The organism is Borreliella kurtenbachii, assembly GCF_030437945.2.
Classification (GTDB): Bacteria; Spirochaetota; Spirochaetia; order Borreliales; family Borreliaceae; genus Borreliella; species Borreliella carolinensis.
Window position 1 is genome coordinate 16,571 of sequence record NZ_CP124056.1, and the last position, 18,233, is coordinate 34,803.

14 protein-coding genes and 1 pseudogene are annotated in these 18,233 nt (G+C 24.2%); 9 read left to right on the forward strand and 6 right to left on the reverse strand.

The window, feature by feature from the left end; all coding sequences use genetic code 11:
* Positions 1–123: 123 nt before the first annotated feature.
* Entirely contained in the window at positions 124–1,287 is a 1,164-nt protein-coding gene (locus QIA22_RS00200; protein ID WP_301611164.1) for a type I restriction endonuclease, read from the reverse strand.
* A gap of 569 nt (positions 1,288–1,856) precedes the next feature.
* Here QIA22_RS00200 and QIA22_RS00205 point away from each other — a divergent pair.
* Positions 1,857–2,927 (forward strand): ferrous iron transporter A, encoded by a 1,071-nt coding sequence (locus QIA22_RS00205; RefSeq protein WP_301611165.1) that lies wholly within the window; start codon positions 1,857–1,859, stop codon positions 2,925–2,927.
* A 402-nt stretch (positions 2,928–3,329) separates the two neighbouring features.
* Here the strand turns inward: QIA22_RS00205 and QIA22_RS00210 are convergent, their stop codons facing one another.
* Positions 3,330–3,542, reverse strand: coding sequence for a hypothetical protein (locus QIA22_RS00210; protein ID WP_367611628.1), 213 nt, complete (start codon positions 3,540–3,542; stop codon positions 3,330–3,332).
* 1,813 nt (positions 3,543–5,355) lie between these two features.
* Between QIA22_RS00210 and QIA22_RS00215 the strand changes: the two genes are divergently transcribed.
* Both QIA22_RS00215 and QIA22_RS00220 read left to right on the forward strand, forming a co-directional pair.
* A complete protein-coding gene (locus tag QIA22_RS00215) occupies positions 5,356–6,189 on the forward strand; it encodes a virulence associated lipoprotein (RefSeq protein WP_301611167.1) in 834 nt (277 codons plus the stop codon).
* Between the two features lie 880 nt (positions 6,190–7,069).
* The gene (locus QIA22_RS00220; protein WP_301611168.1) at positions 7,070–7,753 is read left to right on the forward strand and encodes a hypothetical protein; all 684 of its coding nucleotides are present in this window, start codon (positions 7,070–7,072) and stop codon (positions 7,751–7,753) included.
* 145 nt (positions 7,754–7,898) lie between these two features.
* On the opposite strand, the gene QIA22_RS00225 is transcribed toward QIA22_RS00220, so the two are convergent.
* Entirely contained in the window at positions 7,899–8,477 is a 579-nt protein-coding gene (locus tag QIA22_RS00225; RefSeq protein ID WP_301611169.1) for a hypothetical protein, read from the reverse strand.
* 227 nt (positions 8,478–8,704) lie between these two features.
* On the opposite strand from QIA22_RS00225, the gene QIA22_RS00230 reads away from it, so the two are divergent.
* From QIA22_RS00230 to QIA22_RS00240, 3 genes are all read left to right on the forward strand, one after another.
* A complete protein-coding gene (locus QIA22_RS00230; protein WP_301611170.1) occupies positions 8,705–9,658 on the forward strand; it encodes a hypothetical protein in 954 nt (317 codons plus the stop codon).
* Between the two features lie 174 nt (positions 9,659–9,832).
* Positions 9,833–10,159, forward strand: coding sequence for a hypothetical protein (locus QIA22_RS00235; protein WP_301611171.1), 327 nt, complete (start codon positions 9,833–9,835; stop codon positions 10,157–10,159).
* A 155-nt stretch (positions 10,160–10,314) separates the two neighbouring features.
* A complete protein-coding gene (locus QIA22_RS00240; protein ID WP_301611172.1) occupies positions 10,315–11,427 on the forward strand; it encodes a plasmid maintenance protein in 1,113 nt (370 codons plus the stop codon).
* A gap of 219 nt (positions 11,428–11,646) precedes the next feature.
* On the opposite strand, the gene QIA22_RS00245 is transcribed toward QIA22_RS00240, so the two are convergent.
* Entirely contained in the window at positions 11,647–11,937 is a 291-nt protein-coding gene (locus QIA22_RS00245; protein WP_301611173.1) for a DUF5425 family lipoprotein, read from the reverse strand.
* A 277-nt stretch (positions 11,938–12,214) separates the two neighbouring features.
* On the opposite strand from QIA22_RS00245, the pseudogene QIA22_RS00250 reads away from it, so the two are divergent.
* Positions 12,215–12,339, forward strand: a pseudogene (locus QIA22_RS00250) (helix-turn-helix domain-containing protein); the annotation flags it as partial.
* Between the two features lie 524 nt (positions 12,340–12,863).
* On the opposite strand, the gene QIA22_RS00255 reads toward QIA22_RS00250, so the two are convergent.
* Positions 12,864–13,526, reverse strand: a complete 663-nt coding sequence (locus tag QIA22_RS00255; protein WP_301611174.1) for a hypothetical protein — start codon at positions 13,524–13,526, stop codon at positions 12,864–12,866.
* A 1,298-nt stretch (positions 13,527–14,824) separates the two neighbouring features.
* Here QIA22_RS00255 and QIA22_RS00260 point away from each other — a divergent pair.
* Together QIA22_RS00260 and QIA22_RS00265 are read left to right on the forward strand one after the other, a co-directional pair.
* Positions 14,825–15,565 carry a ParA family protein gene (locus tag QIA22_RS00260; protein WP_301611175.1) on the forward strand — a complete coding sequence of 247 codons (741 nt, stop codon included), beginning with the start codon at positions 14,825–14,827 and terminating at the stop codon, positions 15,563–15,565.
* Positions 15,556–15,825, forward strand: a complete 270-nt coding sequence (locus tag QIA22_RS00265) for a hypothetical protein (protein WP_301611176.1) — start codon at positions 15,556–15,558, stop codon at positions 15,823–15,825. Before QIA22_RS00260 ends, QIA22_RS00265 begins: the two co-directional genes overlap by 10 nt.
* A gap of 2,151 nt (positions 15,826–17,976) precedes the next feature.
* On the opposite strand, the gene QIA22_RS00270 is transcribed toward QIA22_RS00265, so the two are convergent.
* Complete coding sequence (locus QIA22_RS00270) at positions 17,977–18,108, reverse strand: hypothetical protein (protein ID WP_301611177.1); 132 nt, start codon at positions 18,106–18,108, stop codon at positions 17,977–17,979.
* Positions 18,109–18,233: the final 125 nt, after the last annotated feature.

Here is an 18,233-nt window from a genome sequence, read left to right on the forward strand (position 1 = left end):
ACTTTTTTGCTAAAAATGAATCAAATAACAAAAAAATAAGAACAATAGACACTAATAGATACTTTGTAAAGACAAAAATATATTATTTATTTATTTATTTATTTATTTTAATTTATGAATTATTTAATATATCTTCTTATATTTCGAAGCAATATTATTATAACTTAGTTTAATAAGATCTTTGATTTCTTGAATTTGGGAATCCGATGTACAAATAATCTGAATATTTCCACTACCCCATTTGCCAATATTGCTAATATCTCTTATAAAACCTTCTTTTAAAGTTATTTGATTTGAAAAAACAGTAACAGTAATATTTATTTTACTTGCTCTAAAACTAAAATCCACAAAATATTTATTATAAACCTTAAATCCCGTATACAACTTTGTTTCAATTTTTTCAATTTCACGGGGATTTAAATTAAAGATAAAACTTTCTAATTTTTGATACATTAATTTCATATCAGAACTTAGTTTTTCAAACATTTTTAAATTTTTAGTTTTAATATCATTACTATTACTACTATTTATAGTAAATTCTTTATTATTTTTTTTATTATCTACCAATGTACTATTATTTTCAGCAAGCCCATTAAACGCATTCTTAATAATGTTTTTAAATATTTCATCTGAATATGTTTTTTTAAAGCCAATTTTAGTTTTAAAAAATTCAAGAAAATCATCACTTGTATTTTTTATTTCTTTTTTAAAATAAGTTAAAAACTTATCTGTATATTTTTTTTCCAATGCAAACCCCCTGGCTTCTTCAATATTTAAAGAATTTCTAGAAAACTTTTTAAGATATTCAAAATCTTTAATTGTTAATTCCTCTAAATTAACAATTAAAAAAGGTTCTTTATCTAATAAATTTTCTTTGTCTAAATCAGTGTAAAACCTATATTCTATGCCATTTGTTAATATTCCAAATTCAACTTTTTTTGTATTTTCTTTATAACGAGTATAATAAAAATAATCTGATAATTGCTTGAAATGATTATCAAGATTTTCCTTATGATGTTTAGCTTCTATTAAAATAGAAGACTCTCTATCTTTTGAATAAAGAATATAGTCAACTTTCATTCCCTTACGATCAAGAAAATCTGCCGTAGCTTCAACTTTAACAATAGAAAGATCAGTATGATCATAACCCATTGCATTTAAAAATGGGCTAATAAAATTGTTTTTCGTCTGTGCTTCATTTTCAATATAATCTTTATAAGTTCGTATTTTTTTAATTACACCTTTTATTGATTTTATAAAATTTATATCTTTATTCTCACAAGACATATGTAATATATATTACCAATAAAATCGGAAAATAGTTAATTAAAAATTGAATTTTTAAAATGTCCCTTGGTATTCAATGATTTTAGGTTTCGGGACTTACTTCTTTATTACTATCTATTCTTTCTATTTTAACTGTGTCTAATCCTTTACTGAAAAGTAAAGAAAAGCATATATTAATCACTTATCATTTAATTAGACTTATCATTAATTTTACCTAATCTGGTTTTAATTTCATTAATTTTTAAAAGAGATATTAATAATTTTAAGAAACTAGTAAATAAAGCTTTGAATATATATTTTGTAATGCTTGGTATGTTTGATAATCTTTACAATTGGATATGCTTGGTTGTCTTTATTGTGATTGCTTTTTATCTTTGCAATCAAAGAAGTTGCTTCACTTTTAAGCTTATGGCTGCATTTAAACTTTTTTCAATTTCATTTAGAAGTTATTTTGCAAATTCTGTTCCTAAAATTTAACAAAAAGTAATTTATCCCCCTATTGGTTTGTTAATTTTTGTAATCCTTATTAAAATGCTTTAAAGTTAGTATTAACTTCGAAGGAGAAAAGCATGAAAGTTAAAAGCAAATATTTAACTTTGGGATTACTTTTTGGTTTTATCAGTTGTGATTTATTCATAAGAGATGAAATGAAAGAGGAATCTCTTGGTTTATTTGATAAAGAGAGCTCTATTTTAGATGCTACTAAGAAATCTGTTAAAAAGACTATTAACAAGAAAGGTAAAGGCAAGGTTGTTAGAAATAAAGAAAAAAGTAAGGTCACTAGAAAAGCCCCATCTACTCATGGTGCAAAGAGGAGGGCTGCCGATAATAGTAATTTATTACAAAAAAACGTAATATCAGAAAAAGAAAGGGTAAAGCCTGAGTTATTAAGAGAACAATCTGAGCCTAGAAAAGAAAAAATACAAAAACAACAAGATGAACATAAAGGGATGATTCAAGGAAGTTTAAATTCCCTTAGCGGCGAAAGTGGCGAATTGAATAAAACTATTGAAAGCAATGAAATTGATTTTACTATAGATTCTGATTTAAGACCAAAGAATGACTTACAAGCTATTTCGGGCTCAAACTCTATTTCATACATTGATGAAATAGAGGAAGAAGATTATGATCAGTATTTTTTAGAAGAAAATAATGAATATGAAGAAGATTGTGATGAGGAAATAAAATTAAGCAATCGATATGAATCTTATCTAGAAGGCACTAAATATAATGTAAGTTCAGCAATTAGAATAATTACTAAGATATACGATGATTATACATTATTTTCAACACAGCAAACCCAAATGTATTCTACACGCCTTGACAGCTCTACTAAGGCCAAAGCCAGAGAAGAAGCTAAAAAGTTTACAAAAGAAAACCTTGAAAAAGATCTTAGGACTTTATTGAATTATATTCAAGTAAGTGTAAAGACGGCAGAAAATTTTGTATATGTAAGAGAAATACATGCAAAAAGAAGATTAAATGATATTGAAGCAACAATAAAAAATTTAATTTTAACGATCAAAGAACAATCTGATTCATACGAAGCATATAAAGCAATATCGCGCTCAATCCTATTGACAAAAGATTCTCTTAAAGAAGTGCAAAACGCCATTGATAAAAATGGCATTTGGTACTAATTCTTAATATTATTTTTAATATAAAACAAGGCTGCAATAATTTGTAGCCTTGTTTTATATGTAGCCTTGTTTTAAATTAAATAAAGAAAACTATAATTGTAAAAAAGTATTGTGATAGAAAAATGGAATTTTATCAATTTATAAAAGATATATTAATTGATTTAAAGATAAATCAAAAATATTGTCACAAGCTATATCGATATGAAAGATTACAATGTTTAAAAAAATCTAAAATAACTTTACTTTTAAGATTATATATAGGATAATTCCATGATAGCTTTTCAGGCGCCACAAGGACGATCATCCACTAGGGCATGTCTATAAACTTTACTTCAGACAATTCCTGTCTTCGTTTTTATTTCTTTATAATTAGAAACTTTGGCCACACCTTCCCTTCCCCACTCAAAGCATTATTATTGCCTTTATATTCTCTATTCTCTTGATATAAAAAATTACAATGTAAGTATCTTGCTCTAAAACTCTCAATTCTTTTGAAGCTACCAAACCAGGCTGGCTCGCTCCTTGCCCTCTACACTTCGGTAACTTGCTATTATTGAAATTTCCAAACTCAAGAGCAAGTGCGCTATAGTACATATCAAAATGAAGCTTGTTCAAAAACGAGAAAATTATTCTACAACATAGCAATTAAACCTATGCAATCAATGAAAATGATCTGAATATTATATTTTTTTCATTTTAAAGTTCCCCTCCTTTTATAAGCCCGTCATCAAGCACTATAATAGAGCCAATCAGCATCCCTTTTGTATGTAAATTACCATACAAGCAAATATTTTTTTATCTACATTGAAATCAAAATCTTCAGGCTTTAGTTAAAGTAGAACTGCTTAAATTTTAAACAGTACTGCTAATCAAAATCACCAATTACAACACTTTCTGAATCTCGACTAAAAAGACTATATTTCCATAATGTCTTTAATGCCAAAATTGCTTTTCATTTTCATCATCATTCTTAATTATCACTTAAAGTTCTCCTTAGAAAATCCTATCCACTTACTAAATACATTGGAACACAAAGCAAAACCAAACAACAAAACATTTTCAAAATCTACCCATGCTGCGCAGCTGCAATTCCCAATTTTACTCAATTTTATATTCTTAATGTAACCAATTAAATTGGTTACAATGCCTATGGTATTCAAATCTTATTCTAAAGATTTGAATACTTATTTGCCTAAATCCAATACTCGCTTATATAATTTTTTAGAAAATCTTATTATTATACCCCACCAAATAAGCCCTTAAGTGGATATACAAAAACATACTGTGGGTTTTAAAACCACCCTCAACGCAATAAGGCGTTATTAAAGGTTTCAATTTTTTATAAAATTTTCACAAAAATAAAATCACTACAAAATTCATCATACTTGATTTTTTAAACCCATAGAATATGCTCAAAGTGCATCTCCCACATTTTTAATGGAAACGAACCAATCCATTTTCCCTCCTTGTTAAAAGAGTTTATAAAAAAATGAAAATTTACCTACTCCAACCACTATCCCTTTCAAAATATTCATAAATCTTGCATGATGCATGGTTTTCATAATGCTCTGATTTATAGATAGCTGCTTTATAAGCTCATACTATCCTAAATTAGTAATATTTTTCCCAAACATTACTTTTTATACCTTTAATTGATAATTAAATTGCTGTGTTTTTATAATTAACCACAAAGTAATAAGACAATTTATGTAAAAATTCTTTTTTTTTATTTGATTTTATCCGATAGTTTTCTTTGGCATTGCTTAATGCTTATTTTCATTTTTTTAGCAAATATTTAGGATGATTATTCTTCTTGACTCAACTAATAATGAAATATAATATTTATTAAAGTATTCAGGCGTGTAAGACTTTGTACAATAAAATGTTAAATGACCGGTATTAAAACTCACATTTTCACATATTTTTATTTCTAAAATAATTACTACCAAAATAAACTATAATATACAAGTTTACCAAAATACTATTATTACTAAACTTAAAAAGCTCTACTAAAATAGATTGTTCTAGAGCTAATAAATATAATGCGCAGATCTATACTGACTTTACCTTTTCTCAAGATATTAAATACTAAATCATTATATTGATCTATAGAAACTAAATATTTAAATGATGTCTTTATAAAATAAAGACATCTTGTCTAAAAATTAGATATAGATATTAAATAAAAATTTTTCTATAAAAAATTAATATTAAAAGAAAATAATAATTAACAGTTAATCAACCAAATTACAAAATAGATTTTTAAAAAGCTTAAAATACTATAAAATTTATCGCAATAAAAATATTATTATGATAATTTCAACATTCTATATTTAATTCAATATAATATCATATTTAATATTGGATTATATCGAATATTGAATTATATTTAATATTCGATTTTAGATTTTAAATAAGGAGGATATTTATGAAATATAAAATTATTGCGGGCTTATTTGTTTTTCTATTTTTAGCTTGCAATACAGATTTTAACACTAAGGCAAAAGACATGAAGTATCAATCTAGTAAAAAAAGATTAAAATCTAAGAAAAAAGGATTAAAGCCTAAAACAGAAGCAAATCTAATTCAAAAAGAAGGACTAAATCAAGAAGAAAGCTCTGCTAATCAAAAAAAAGACCGTGATACAGACCCTAAAAACACCCTGCTTAATGCTCTAAGAAATTCAATAGACAAAGCACACGCAAATAACGAAAAATATGAAAAAAAGTTGAAAGAAGAACCTAAAGAACAATATGGAATAGAAGCTTTTAAAACCTTAGGTTGGTCATCATCACCGGGTGAAAAGGTGGCTGCTGATACTGAGAGAGCAAAAAGATATAGAAAAAATACTTACAGTATTTTAAATACTATTAATGATAATCAATTAAAGGAATTTTCAGAAATTGTAATGTTATCAGGCCAAATACAAGGCATATTTAACACCATTGAAGCGATTGAATACACTCTTTCTAGCTTGATTGTTCCCTCCTTATATTCCAAAAAAGGCAATCTAGAAAAACTAGAGATTTCAAATTTAGAAAAGCTTAAAGATTCGTTTGAAAAAGTATTATCTATAAAAACAACAATCTCAAAAATGATGCACCAACTTTTATTAGACTATCAAAATGATACAAATCACATAAAAACAGATAATAATAAGCTTAAATCTCATGCAGACACACTTTACAATCAAATCTCAGAAAAAAAGAAAAAAGTAGAAAAACTAAAAGATGACATATTCCTAATTATAAATAACATTTAAATTACGTATTGAAATATACACAATGTAAAAGCCTATTCTTTAATAAAGAATAGGCTTAACCTAAAAATCACAATGAATTTTTATTCTATAATTTTTATAAACTTTATTTGAAGGCATATTTGCAAAATTGATTTATTGGATTTAAATATTCTTTTTAACCTAAATTTTCTGGAAATTATAGGTAGATAATTCTTTGGTCAAGTTATCAATTAGAATAACTTTAACAAGTTTATATATTTGCTTAGCAATAAATTTAAGTTAAAGAGTTTGATTAGTTTTTATTTTATCTATACAAAAAGAAAACCCCTTAAAGATAAGAGGTTCATTTAAAAGAATGTATGGTATGAAGTAAATATTGATAATAAATTCTTTTAATTTTAAAAAAGGAGAATATTTAATACTCAATTATTAGTTCAATAATTAAGTATTACCATATATTTTAAAAATTTTTTTTTAAAATTAGATTTTTACAGAAAAATCAAATACTATTTGAAGCCAAAATAAGGGATTATGTAATGCTTATATAAATAAGTAAAATATTTTTTTTATCAATCTTTAAGATTCCTTTCTTTGGATTATTGACAAATTTAGAAGGTTGAATATTGGGAGAAAATTCTAATAATAAATGGATATGATTAGACCATTATCATAATTAAATTTATTAAGAGTTTTTCTATAAAGAAAAAAACTAATACAAAAACTGCCTGAAGCAAAGCTGTGAATCACGGCATTTTTTAAGATGATCGCTCTTTAAGAAAGAAGCTAAAAATCAACAAAAACTACTTGTATAGCTAAAATTTTTTATAAATTTTCAGCCTTAATAGATAAAAACGGTTTACTAAAATTATTCAAGACTGTTATCATATAAATAAGTTGCATAATGAAAAGTAAAACTTTTATATTCTTAATATTTTTGATTAAAAATTTGACAATATATGCTCAAAGCACAAGCTATGAATTTAAACAAGCTAAAATTAAAAATCTAAAAGGGATATTTATTAATTATAAAGTCTATCTAACAGAAGATTTGGCAATTGATAATGTAAAAGCCTTGACCCATATTTCTACATTCAAAATCAATCTTGTTATTGACAAAAAAATTGCAACTTCTATTAAAAATGAGCAAGATGTAATTAGAGCTGGAAATGAATGCGGTATCTTTTTAGAATTTCAAATCAATAACCGCATATACTATGCCAAATTCTCATCAATAAAATATATTTTACAAGCAATTGAAAGTTTTACTAAAATTAAAAATACAATTAATAATTTAGAAATTAAAAATCTTAAAGGAAATGGAATTTTTTTATACAAAAATGGTCACTCATACAATTTAAAAACAGATTTTCAAGAAACAGCAATATTTGTAAATTTTCTTGGCTTTAAAGATAATACGGGAAGGCCTTACTTTATATTTTATTATGATAATATAGAGGGTAAAGATAAAAATTTAAAAACAATCTTAATTTCCTTTGAAGAATTCCATAATGGAATAAGAGAAGGGCTGTTCTTGCTAAAAAATGAAAAAGCCATACTAGAATTCATAAATTTCTCAAAAAATTAAGATGCTAGAGAATATTAAAAATATTTTAAAGTCGACATTATAATAAATTAATATCAAAAAGCTTGCTTATACTAAATGCCCTTAATTTATGTCCTTTTTAGCAAGTTACCATTTAGCCTAAGATTACAAATTGTTCAAATTTAAGTCAACTACCACCAAGCAATTTAACTTTTAAGTTAAAATCGTCCAAAAACTTTTTAAAAGGAATCTTATTAAAACTTACAATAACATCATTCCTAAACGCATAAATTCTAAATGCCGCTATATTATCATTACCCAACGCAACAAATCTTATAAATTCACTTTCTGGAATAATAAACTTATAAATTTCTACTTTAATATTTTTTTCAGTAACCACTGTTGTATAGTCATAAGGAAAATATGAATCATAAAAATCGTTATAATAAACAACACGTTTGCTGTTCTCTGAAACCAACTCTCCTTTAGACTCAAACCGAGTATCTGTGATTATCTTTTCAAGCTTTATTTGACCAGAATTTTTAGACTGCGCTCTAACCAAAATAAAATATTCTTTTTTATTTTTTAATTTATCATATTTAATAGAAATTACAGACTTAAATATCACATCTCTAGAATAATTTACCCCAATATCATACTGTGAATCTAATATTTGAGAAAACCTATCATAGGCTATTTGGTAAGTTTGACAAGAAACTAAAAAAAATACCGAAATAATATACTTTAAAATAAATTTTGAATTCATTAAAATCCTCCTTTAGTTTATCTTATATTTATTTTTAAAAAATTTCTCAAAAATTAGAAAATTAAATAATATAATCAATCCAAATAAAATATTCTAATATTACAGCTTGAATTAAACTTAAAAAACTATTATTATTAGGTGTTGTTCTAACAAAAACCAATTTAAAAGATTAGATATAATCTAATCCCAATTTATACAAATTTCAAAGTGCATCTATAGGAGAAATCGTGTATACTGACCCAAGGTCAATTATTAATACTTACTTTGTAAAAAACAAAAAAATCTTCATTATCAACCCAATAGCTTTTAAATTTGAACTTAATTTCGAAAAAACTATTCAAATAAACTTAAAAGAGAACATATCACTTAAAACATTTAAAGGCGGAATTATTAGTTTAAAATTAAGGCCAAACGAATTTTCTAAACTACCAAAAGACATTCTAAGGGGTAAGCTTGAATTTTATATTAACTATGTAAGTGAAGAAAAGCTCAAAATAGTTTACGATATGATGGTAGTTAAAGTTTACACAATTGATTTAAAAGCTAACAATAGGGGTGGAATTTACCTAATCGAACTTAAAATACTTGGCTCTATTTATAGAAAAGAAAATATAGAAAATGAATTCATTCCAATTATAAAAAATAATAATACTTACCTTTTTGAAAACAAAGCAAACAACCAAAAAGTTAATTTACTGCTAAAAGGCATAGATAAGACCATTGAACTTCCCTTTTTAACAAAAATTAGCTATTCAAATATCAAAACTATTAATACCACCGATATAAAAACTAATGAAAATTTAAATGCAAACATTAAAACAACAAATAGAATGTTATTAAATCTGAGCACAAAAATCTACGAAGAACTAATCTTAACAAAATCAAATCAAATAAAAACTATCAACAACAAACAAAAAATTCTAAAAACATTAAGATCTTTTATTGAAAATGAGAATGGATTGGGAGGCAAAATAAGGTTAATTTTTTTAGAAAAAACAAATTTTTTGACTAAAAATTTATACTTAAACAACTTAGACTTTATATTAAATGACATCAATATTATACAAGAAAATAGCTGTATCAGAATTGACATAGCATTATTAGAAGATAAAATTGAAAAAAAATACTTAAATCAAGCCCCAAGCATAACCCCATTTCTTAAAAATATCACGTTATTGTAAATTCCTTATTAAGACAGATTACTGTAATTCTTGACAAGATAAATTTATTATAATCTGACCAAGCCACCTAATCTAGCAACTATTAAAAACTCTCTAACAAAAGTATTCAACATATAACCTAATATCCTTGAAACTAACACACAATATATAATAAAATTAAATTATGAGGTACTTATGTTAAGTATTAACGGTATAAGACTTTATTCTTTAAAAGAATTCCAAAATATATTAGAAGATTCTTATAATCTTTCAATTAGCAAAAATACTATATCTAAAAAATCAAAAATTTTAAAATGCGCAATCCATGTAGATAACCGTCCTTACCTTTTAGAAGATTTTTGTACATATTTTCTAATGGACTTTCGAAGACCCAAGCCTATAACAAATAGCATAAAAGAAACAATTCAATTAAGAATTGAGCAAGCAAAAAAAATAATGAGTCGAAAATCTACAAAACATGAAATACAAATTACTTCAAAAAAGATGGGTCATATTTTATAATCTATCGTATTGACATTTTACAACCATTGCTATAAAATATGGTAAAAAGCTAATTATTTCGTTTGTAATACAGCAAGAATTTAGTATGCAAGCCAAATAATTGAAAAAGCTTCTGAAACCACAACAAATTTAACTTCAGAAGCCAGGATAATATTATGATAATAAAAATAAAAAATAATGTCAATACAAATTTTAATAATCTTATAACATTAGAAGAAATTATAAAATACAATCAAAAAAACACAGGCTCTAATTTAATAGAATTAAAACGCTCAAGACTAAAAGCATATTTAACTAAAAAAAAGGCCATATACCAAAGGATACTCAAGGTATGTTGGGCAATTGAACTTAAAAACAAAGGATACTATAAATCCAACAAAATTAACACATATTCTACAATAGAAATATACAATATAGTTAATAAATGTCTCGCAAAAGATAATAAAAAAATATCAATCAGAACCTTAGAATATGATATATCATTTTTAAATCAAATACTCTTAATAACAACTAAACTAAAACATTTAGGCAAGGATAATGGAAGCTTTGCATTTTATATACAAAACAAAAATCTTTGGAAACACCGTTTTACAATTATTCAGGATGCAATTAATGAAGAAATAAAAGAATATTTAAAAGACAAAAAAATAGTATCTGATTTTTCTAAGGAGATTAACAATACTATAAATAAAAATAATATAAGAAATATAAAATCTAAAAGCTCAATTGCAGATGAGTCAATTGCAGCTGTTATACCTAAAGGTATAAAAGATACAAATAAGATAAAGAATTCTGTAGAAAGAAACAATAAAAAAATAAATAAAATTCCTTACAAAGAATTTATCACAAACAGGTTAGTAAAAACTCACAAAATAGAAAAACTACAAATAGCAAAAATACTCAAAATAAGCAACAATGAAACTACATATGTGAATGCATTAAGAAACCTAAAATCGGCAATAGAGAAATACAAAGAAGAATATGAAATTAAAGACATTTCAAACCATTTTATAAAAGAATTTAAAAATAAGTATAGTAAAAAAATATGGATGATGAACGAAAAAACTGATAAAATAAATGATTTCAATGAGATTTGGGAAAAAAGATTTAAAAAAACGTTTTTAAGTAAAAATTTAAAAGAAAAATATAAAAGTAATCATGAGAAAAAAAATAAGAAAATTAATAACAACGAACAAAGAGTAAGTATTATTTTCTCTAACAATAAAGGGTTTAAAAGAATCAGCAAAATTAAAGTTAATCAAAATTAATTAATATTTCAACATAACAAAAAGTCTCGTAATATAAAAGCTATATCTTCAAATTTTTTTATTTCAAGAAACTTTAATATATTTGTTTATAGTTTATTTTCATTTATACATCTTAATTTATATTAAAAAATATAAAAAATTCATACTTGTAACACAAATTAAAAGCTTTTTAAATTAGATTATAGGTATAAAATTATGTTCTTTGTCAAAGAAAATTAATCATTTTCTTTGACAAGATGTGTGGGTTTTATCATGGTAATTTGAAACAGTAGATATTCTAGAAGAATAAGACCGGTTTTTATTATTATTGTTTAATTTAATTTGAGAATTTATAACCGAAGACTCTTTTTTACTTAAACATTGATAATCCAAATTATTCATATATTTCTTTTCAAAATTAGAAATTTCATCTATTCTGTTTTGGTCGGTATTTATTGATAAATCACAACTCAATACTAATAAGAAATTTAATATTATAGACAATAATGAAATTGCAAATTTTTTGCTCATAAATCTCTTCTCCCCAATTTTAATAATCAAAATTTACTTTATAAAACTACAAAACGCAAGTAAGCATTATTACAACGCATGTAGCCAATCTATTTTTCAATATAATACAATTAGTCCAAATTTATATCTATTTTTAGACATAAAAATTATATTCTAAATTATCCATTTTTTAAAGCAAAGCTTGAACAAAAATAATACTTTCAAGTAAAGTTGCAAGTATTATTTCAATTTTTGATTCTTTTAAATAAAAATTGGAAAGTTATTTTTGATATAGCATATCAAAAATAACTTTCCAAAAGTATTTAGATGTGTAACATTTTGTATAACAAAATGTTAAGCGATAAAAAAGATTATTATGAAAGAAATAAGCAAAAGCTTATTAATTATTTAAATAAATATAAATAAGAGTGTTTCTTCCTAAAAGAATTTGATAGCTTAAACTTCGCCCCTTTATAGCACTATAAGTTGACTTGTTTGTGCTGTGCTCATGCAAGAGCATTAAAAGTAATGAAATTAATAAAAATGTAGTGAAGGTTGTTACTTAAAAGAATTTAAAAAGCTGGCATGAAATAAATTCTTAAGTTATTTCTATAATGTTTGACTTAGAAATAGCATGAGTATACATCTGAATAGTATTATTAAAATTTTATACTTTACATTCACAATACAAATTTTTAGTTAATTTGTGTTTTTTAGATTTTTATTTTTTTTATTTGCTATAAACTTGTTAGTTTAGGCTTTGAATGTTTTAGTTCTTTAAAAAAGAAGTCCCCCTTGCCCCTAATCTTATTTGGAGAGGATTAATAGGGGCGCTTGGGACTGTTGGCAGATTGTTTTCTACCTTACATATATAATATTTTATTTTTTTAATTTTGTAAATATTATTTAATAATAATAAATAAAATTAAAAGTTTTTAAGCAAAATGCTAAATTTTGGCTTTTCTCCTATGATTTCCTTTTAATTTTTTAGTTATGCTGTTTGGTTTAGCCTTTTGTTGTTGTGATTGCCCTTCAATTTTATTTATGGCTTGCAAAAGCCGTATTTGGCCCTTATTAAGGGAGCTTTTCTTGTGTTTGAGCTTTAAAGGGTTTAATTTTTGATTCATTGCTTGAATTTCTTTGATTTCTTCTTCAGTTGGTTCATAGTTTATCCATTTTTTATCTATCCAACCTTTTTCCCATTCGTAATAGCTTTCATTAAAGTTGGTTCTGTTTTGTTCATCAAAGTGTCTTGCTAGTGCAGCAATTATTTTTGTTCCATATTTAAGCATTTTTTCTGTTTCTGTTTTTGTAATAAATGTGTCATAATCGTAATTTTCTCCGGTTTGCATATTAACAATATCAACTATAAGTTTAAAAGTATTTATGCAATTCATTGTAATATTTGTGGATGAAAAATTAGGATCACTAAGGGCTTTAATATTAAGTTCATACTTTTTCTTTAAACTTATTGGAATTTTAAAAAAGTCAATTATAAAGCCATTTATTTTTGCTCGATAATTAGCTTCATATTGGGAATTTCCAAAGAAAGTTCCTTTTATGCCCCCAATTGTATATTCATTATAGTTTATTGTTATTTCTTTTTGCATTTTTATCCTTTAAAAATCAATTATTATAATTGATATATTATAATATAGTAATATATATCAATTGATATTAATTATCAATTGATATATATTATAAATAAAAAAATATTTTTAATTTTGTTTTTTATCTAAATTGTTGTAAATTTTAATTTATCTTTAACCTTTAACCATTTATAAAAAGTCCTTAAGAGAGAAATTTCTTAGGGCTTTTTATAAATTAAATAAAAAATAATAAAGAATTATTAGCCTATAATTTCTTTGACATTTTGGTGGAGAGATGGGATTGTAAATAGATTTATTTTAGCTTTGAATATACTTTTTATGATATCTGCATAGTTTTCTCTTCTAGTATAAATAAGGCAATAGCTTTTAGACCAAAAATAAGGTTTCCGGTAATATTTATCCCAATAAGTAGAATATTTTTTCTTATAAGTTCTAAAGATGCCGGTTTTAGATTATTGATTAATTTAGAAGGTTAAATGTTGTAAGTAAATTCTAGTAATAAAAAGCAAACTTTTAAAACTAATAGTAAAAAAAATACGAAAATAACTTTAAGAAGTGCTAAAGAAAATTATCAAAAACCCAAAAAGAGACTTTTTATATAAATTGTTTCTTTCCTTTATAGTTTAGAATGCTGTAAGTTTATAAGAAAATTATAATATAAATTAGAATAGTATGGAGCCTAATTTGTATAAATTAGGGATATATTTCTGTCAAGCAAGCTGTTTGGTAATTGGGGGGATATTAAAAATGCAACTCTAAAATTAAGTGCTACTAGGCTAACTAACTTACGGTGTTTTGTATGGCAGAGATATAAATGCAATTCTAAATCTTAAGCTTTTTTAATATAAAGAAATAAAAACCAAGGCAGAGCCGAAGTCAATCTTGTTGATCATGTTATTGATGTGGATAGCCGTTCTTATAAAAAATCTAAAGAGCTATCATAGTGTGAAGCAAAAATCTGTTTTTATAATCTTTGATTAGAAATAGTAGTTTGCTAATTTTTAAACCCGTATCAGATCTAATTCATTGAAAAATTTTATAAAAAGAATTTCATATGTAGAGATTAAAATAATTAATATATGATATAAAATAATTAATATATGATATAAAATAATTAATATATGATATAAAATAATTAATATATGATATAAAATAATTAATATATGATATAAAATAATTAATATATGATATAAAATAATTAATATATGATATAAAATAATTAATATATGATATAAAATAATTAATATATGATATAAAATAATTAATATATGATATAAAATAATTAAAAGGAAGTTTGTATGAAAAAAATAGCATTCCATATTCAAAAAGGCGGTGTTGGTAAAACTACCTTAAGCGGGAATATTGCAAGTTATTTATCTAAAACAAAAAAAGTTATATTAGTTGATTGTGATATACAGCAAGGAAGTTCTTCTACATGGTTTCTTAATCATGAAATTCTTAAGTTGGATATTAAGGATTCTCTTTTGAAGAAGGTAGATATAGATCAAGTATTAAGACAAATACAAAAAAATTTTTATGTTTTGCCATGTGTGCCGAGTGGAACTTTTAGAAGAGATGTGCAGCATGAATTGCAGGATTCTCCATATTTGATAGATGATTTTTGCTTAGAATTAGAGAAATTGGGATTTGAATTTGCGATTTTTGATCTGTCTCCCAGTTTTGAGCTTTGGGAGCGAAGAATTATTCTTGCAATGTGTGAGGTTGTTACCCCACTGACTCCAGAATTTTTAAGTCTTGAGGGAATTAATATTTTTAAAGAAGAGTTTGATTCTTTGTTAAAATCTTATAGAAAAAAGGTTAAACACGAGAAGATTATTTGTAATATGCTTAATAAAAGTTTTAAAAGGCATAATTTACACTTGAAGCAATTTAAAACTTTTGGATATGATCTTTATGAGGTTGGGCAAGATGCCAAAATAGCAGAATCTCAGCTATATAAGAAGTCGATTTTTGATTATTTTCCTGAGAGTAGATCTATCTTAGAGCTTTCAAGATTGGGGGATGCTTTATGCCTATAAGCAAAGAGGTTGATTTAGAAGAAATTATTAAACAAAATGTTAGCAAATCTAAATTTGCTTTTCGTGAAGACGATGTTATTAGCAATAACATTTCAAATGTTAAGCCTAGAAGGGCAAAGATGTTGACCAAGCAAATAAGCGTAGGACTAAAACATGAATATTGGATTGAGTTTTATTCTATTTTGGACAAAAAGGGATTGACAGCTTCTGGTTTTATAAGAACTTTAATTATGGAATATATAGAAGCTTCTAGGAAATGATAATTTTGTTATTTAAATTTTTAACAAAAAAATAACAAAGAATTATCCATCTAAATTTCACAAAAATTTAGATGGATAATTCTTTGTTAGTAAATGGATTAAACTTTGAATATATTCTTTGATGTTATCGATAGAAGGTCCTTCAGTAGAGATAAGTCAGTAATTTCCAGACCAAAAATAAGGTTTTCAGGATTACTTATATAAATAAAATATTTTTTCTTATAAATCTTTAAGATTACTTTCTTTGGATTATTGATGAATTTAGAAGGTTGAATGTTGGCAATGCTAATTCTTATTAGAATTGAATTCATTATTGATTATTTTCCATAAGGAACATAAAATAGGTATTATTTTATGAAGACAGAGGACAGAAGTATAGCATTTATGCCTATATTTATTAACTAGTACTCGGGGGATATTTAATAAAATATATGCAGTGATTATTAAAAGTTATTTCATCTATATACACTAAGTGATTATTCTAAAATAATATATATATGGGTGCCGATAAAGCTTATAAAACAAAATATATTCTAATAATAATCAAAAGAAATTTTTCAAAAGGATTCTTATGAAAAAACAAGAAAAGTTTTGATATCAATATAGGTAAATATAAAAATAGCCTTTCACCCTTAAAGGAAGTTAATATTTTAGCTCTTTTTGGTGCGTGGAGTAATTTAGCTCGGCGTATTAATAATTTTTAGATAAATTGAAAAATAAAGCAACTCCTAAGAAGTTCCTAAATATAAAATAAAAACCCCAATAAGAATATAAACGAGTATAAAAGCTTATCTAAAATAGGATTTGTAAAGTTGTGCCTACATAGGCATTATAATAGCAATAACCTTATTAAAAATTTATTTAGTAGTAGAAAAAAATACCGATAATAAATATTATATTTCAGTAGCAGTTGGGAGTTTAGATGTTAAAATAACAATAAAAATAATAAAAAAGAGTGGTAAGGATGAAAAAACGAATCATAATTAATATTTAAAAAAGTGAAAATAGGCTTAAAAAATACTAAAGAAAACTATCAAAAAACAAAAGGGCGCTTTAATAGGGGTAAATCTAGATCAAGGCTTGCAGCTATATAAGAAGATTTTAAATTTTATTTTAAAAAAGACTTTTTAAATAAATGGCCTTATTATTTTTTAGCTAATTATAAAAACCCAACAATGGGGAGCGTAATAATTGGTTTTACGCAAAAAAGAATGTTTGGGTTGTTAATTGTGCTTTTTGTAGATTGTCTTTCTTAAAATAAAAAATAATCTAAAAAAGTTATCATATGAGATGCAATTAATTAGCTTAATTACAATTAATACAATAAGTTAAATTATTGTATTAATTGTAATTAAAGCTAATGACAATATGATAAATATATAAAATTTATTGTTAATAATTAACAGATAAAAAATTAATTTTAACATTTCTATTAATAACAAAAAAATATTAAAACATTGTTTACAAAATATGATTAATTTTGTAAACAATGTTTTTAGCTGCATGTGAAAATATATTAAACACATAGTCAAGCATGAATACACTATTATTGCTGTCATAAAATTTTAATTCCCCTTCAACTTCAGTCTATCTCAATTTTTTAAAAATCCCATTTTTGTTTATTGATAGTTCTGCAGTATTTATATGTATTTATTAAATGCATGTTATAATCTTAATATTTTAAACTGTTTTAAAATGCCAGTTTTAGATATATTCTTTTTTGAAAAGTTTTCATACAAAAAAAATTGTTTCCCCCTTTTTACTTATCTTGTTGTATTTAGTATGCATTCTTTTTTTTCTCTAGGCTTGAATTAAAGAGAATATACTTATTATCTATAGAATCTTTATTCAATGTTTTAAATTAAACTATATTGATCTATATCTAAACTATAGTTAGGATTTGTTTTTTAAATTTTAAAATAATAAGATTCGCTAGGTAATATTATTGGATTTTTATATATTTTGATTGCAAGCTCTTTAAACATTATAGCATTTTAACCAATTTTAATAGATTTTATTTAGGAAAATATTTGTTGAGATTATTTTTTTTTAAAAGTTTGGTGTTTTAAAATATTTTAAAATTTCTTATTTGGTATATAAATTAATACTTTTCCCCCAGATTTTTTGAAAGCTTTTATATTTTCTGATGGTTTATAGGGGATAGATTCTCCTTGTTTTTAATCTAAGTAGTTTGATATAAATGGTATTTTTTGTACTATTATTTTGCATAGTTTGTATTTCTTTTAAAGTAAAATATTCTTTATTTTTATCGTCAATAAGCATTAAAATCTCCTTTATAATATTATATTTGTAGCTTTGCTATAAGCAAGTCAATGTGTTAAATGAGGGTTAAAATCCATTATTTTTTTAATTTATAATTTAAGCTTTATACTAAATAACTATAAGCT

Coding starts and splice junctions, on each gene's coding strand:
- QIA22_RS00200 (WP_301611164.1), bottom strand. CDS start 1,287: ATGTCTTGTGAGAATAAAGATATAAATTTTATAAAATCAATAAAAGGT.
- QIA22_RS00255 (WP_301611174.1), bottom strand. CDS start 13,526: ATGCAAAAAGAAATAACAATAAACTATAATGAATATACAATTGGGGGC.
- QIA22_RS00240 (WP_301611172.1), top strand. CDS start 10,315: ATGATAATAAAAATAAAAAATAATGTCAATACAAATTTTAATAATCTT.
- QIA22_RS00220 (WP_301611168.1), top strand. CDS start 7,070: ATGAAAAGTAAAACTTTTATATTCTTAATATTTTTGATTAAAAATTTG.
- QIA22_RS00245 (WP_301611173.1), bottom strand. CDS start 11,937: ATGAGCAAAAAATTTGCAATTTCATTATTGTCTATAATATTAAATTTC.
- QIA22_RS00270 (WP_301611177.1), bottom strand. CDS start 18,108: ATGCTTATTGACGATAAAAATAAAGAATATTTTACTTTAAAAGAAATA.
- QIA22_RS00260 (WP_301611175.1), top strand. CDS start 14,825: ATGAAAAAAATAGCATTCCATATTCAAAAAGGCGGTGTTGGTAAAACT.
- QIA22_RS00225 (WP_301611169.1), bottom strand. CDS start 8,477: ATGAATTCAAAATTTATTTTAAAGTATATTATTTCGGTATTTTTTTTA.
- QIA22_RS00235 (WP_301611171.1), top strand. CDS start 9,833: ATGTTAAGTATTAACGGTATAAGACTTTATTCTTTAAAAGAATTCCAA.
- QIA22_RS00215 (WP_301611167.1), top strand. CDS start 5,356: ATGAAATATAAAATTATTGCGGGCTTATTTGTTTTTCTATTTTTAGCT.
- QIA22_RS00205 (WP_301611165.1), top strand. CDS start 1,857: ATGAAAGTTAAAAGCAAATATTTAACTTTGGGATTACTTTTTGGTTTT.
- QIA22_RS00265 (WP_301611176.1), top strand. CDS start 15,556: ATGCCTATAAGCAAAGAGGTTGATTTAGAAGAAATTATTAAACAAAAT.